Genomic DNA, 2,441 nt, shown 5'->3' with positions numbered 1-2,441 from the left:
GTGGAGTTCTGCCGGCTCGCAGCGGGGCATCTGACACCGGCCCAGGCGGCGGCCGGGCAGCAGGGGGACGGGATCGTGGTGAGCGAGCTGTTGCACGCGATGGCGTCCATGAGCCGGATCTGACACCGCCGGCCCCCGTTCGTGCGGCCCAGGGTCTCGTAGGGTCTCCCCCATGGATGATCCACTCGATGTCACCCCTGACCGGCTGGCCGGCACCTGGCACATCGTCTGCTCCTCGTTCCCCATGTGGCAGGGCGACCGGCGCACCGAGGCGACGTTCACGTACACCCCGCTGAGGTCCGGCGGGCCTGGCGACCAGACGATGACCGACGTGGTCGCCTATCGCACCCGGAGCGGACGACGGCGCCGGATCGTCGGCGTCGACACCCGGCTGGCCACGCGTCCGGGATCCGTCTACCGCTGGCGCGGCCGTGGCGTGCTGTCCGTTCTCTCCAGCGAATGGGAAGTGGCCGAGACGGGCCCCGACGACGCGTGGGCGGTGGTCCTCTTCAGCCGCTCCCTGGTGACGCCGGCCGGGGCCGACGTCGTCGTGCGCGCGGACCGGATCGAGGACGCCGCCGTGCTGGAGGAGGCGCGGGCGGTCGGCAGGCGCCATCACGCACCGCCGGTGTCCTGAGCCCCGGGACGGCGTTCAGCCGGCGCCGCGCCACCCGGCAGATGTGCCGCGGGCGGGGCACCGTACCAGCAGGTGAGAGGCGCGGCCACTTGAGCCGCCGGACCGGGGCACGCGCACCCTGGCTCGACATGAGAGATCACTCTCCTGGGCGCACCATGGTGGACGAAGGCAACAAACTGCTCTCGTTCCCCTCACTCCACGAGGAGGCTGATGCGGTCATGGAGCGATCCGAACAACGTGCTGTCGTCGCCGAATTCCTCGGCACCCTCCTACTGGTGTTCTTCGCTGTCGGCGCGGCGGTCATCGGCCTGGAGTTCATGGGGCCCCTGGGTGTGGCCCTCGCCTTCGGGTTCACCCTGCTCGCACTCGCCTACGCCATCGGCCCGATCTCGGGCTGTCACGTCAATCCGGCCGTCACGCTCGCGATGCTCGCGGCGGGCAGGATCAACGTACGACGAGCGGTGTTGTACTGGGTCGCGCAGTTCGCCGGCGCGATCGCCGGTGCCGCGCTGCTGTACTGGCTGGTCCAGTCGATCCCGGGCCTGAAGACGAGTGGCGCCTTCGGCTCGAACGGCTACGGGAGCCGGTCGGACGTCGGGCTGAGCGGCGGTGGCGCGTTCCTCGCCGAGACCGTGCTGACGTTCCTCCTCGCCTACGTGGTGCTCGCGGTGACGAGCAAGGTGGCCGTGGTCGGATTCGACGGGCTGCCGATCGGGCTCGCGCTCGGCGTCATCCACATCGTCGGCATTCCGCTGACCGGCACCTCCGTGAACCCCGCCCGGTCGCTCGGCCCGGCCCTGTTCGCCGGTGGTCAGGCGCTGTCCCAGCTGTGGCTGTTCATCGTGGCCCCGCTGGTCGGCGGGCTGATCGCGGCGCTGGTCATCCGCCTGACGCACCCGGCGGACGAGCCGCGGGTGACCGCGGATGCGGCCTGACGCGTGAGGCCTGACGCGTGAGGCCTGACCTGTGAGGGAGTGACGGCGGACACGGCCTGCCGAGCCGGCGGCCGTCCGCCGCCCTTCGGGCAGGACTGCCGCGCGGTCGGGCCGCCGTCAAGTCCAGCCGGAATCAGGCCCCTTCACCGCGCACGCCAGGCGCCGACCGCGTCCCGCGCCCGGCGCTGACGTGGGACGTCCGGCACCTGAGCGGGAGCCACGGGGACGGGAAGCGAGCGTTCGCCGTCGACCGCGGACCACCAGGCGGCCACCAGGGCGGCGTACTCACGGCGCTGCTTCTCGTTCAGGAAGCCACCGGTCTGCAGCATCAGTTCACGGATCTGCGCGTTCAGCTCCGTGGCTGACCGGCCCGGTAACGGGCCAGCGGGTTCGGACATGACACGGAACGTAGCGTGCGGTCATCTCCGGGTAAAGCCCCTTCCGTTGCCGGGAGCCCGGCTCTGGCGTGATTCGGTCAGTCGGTGGCACGCCCCGGTGCGAGCCTGAGCCGTCGGACGGCACGCCCGGTCGGCGCTGCCGCGCACCAGGTCTCCTCAGGGCGTCGCCGTCTCCGGGAGCGCCTGCGCACCAGGTCCCGCCGCACAGTCCAACGGCGGTGCGATCGCCTGCACGTCCGCTCCCTCACCCACCCACAGCGCGATGAACAGGGCGGCGGTCGCCTCCAACAGCCCTGCGCGTTCCAGGCCGCCACCGGCCACGGGCGTGCACCCCACGTCTCGAATCAGCCCCCTCACGAACGCGAGTGCCGCACGGTCGTCCCCGCACACGGGTACGGCGAGCGGGCGGCCGTCGAAGACCGGCGGGCGCATGCGCCACACGTCCTCGTGGCAGAGGTTGAACGCCTTCAC

3 protein-coding genes and 1 pseudogene are annotated in these 2,441 nt (G+C 71.7%); 2 read left to right on the top strand and 2 right to left on the bottom strand.

Annotated features, from left to right (window positions below; genetic code table 11):
• Window positions 1–172: 172 nt before the first annotated feature.
• Complete coding sequence (locus GTW43_RS23485) at window positions 173–637, top strand: hypothetical protein (protein WP_161304023.1); 465 nt, start codon at window positions 173–175, stop codon at window positions 635–637.
• Between the two features lie 218 nt (window positions 638–855).
• Window positions 856–1,572, top strand: a complete 717-nt coding sequence (locus GTW43_RS23480) for an MIP family channel protein (protein WP_161304022.1) — start codon at window positions 856–858, stop codon at window positions 1,570–1,572.
• A 143-nt stretch (window positions 1,573–1,715) separates the two neighbouring features.
• Here GTW43_RS23480 and GTW43_RS37620 read toward each other — a convergent pair whose 3' ends face one another.
• A complete protein-coding gene (locus GTW43_RS37620; RefSeq protein ID WP_202501851.1) occupies window positions 1,716–1,970 on the bottom strand; it encodes a hypothetical protein in 255 nt (84 codons plus the stop codon).
• 156 nt (window positions 1,971–2,126) lie between these two features.
• Window positions 2,127–2,441, bottom strand: a pseudogene (locus tag GTW43_RS23475) (NADP oxidoreductase); the annotation flags it as partial.

This window comes from Streptomyces sp. SID5785, assembly GCF_009870065.1.
In the GTDB taxonomy this organism is placed as follows: domain Bacteria; phylum Actinomycetota; class Actinomycetes; order Streptomycetales; family Streptomycetaceae; genus Streptomyces.
This window is presented reverse-complemented; position numbering and strand designations above follow the sequence as displayed.

Bases quoted from the DNA above. Each gene is read 5' to 3' on its own strand.
- GTW43_RS23485 (WP_161304023.1), top strand. From the start codon at position 173: ATGGATGATCCACTCGATGTCACCCCTGACCGGCTGGCCGGCACCTGG.
- GTW43_RS23480 (WP_161304022.1), top strand. From the start codon at position 856: ATGGAGCGATCCGAACAACGTGCTGTCGTCGCCGAATTCCTCGGCACC.
- GTW43_RS37620 (WP_202501851.1), bottom strand. From the start codon at position 1,970: ATGTCCGAACCCGCTGGCCCGTTACCGGGCCGGTCAGCCACGGAGCTG.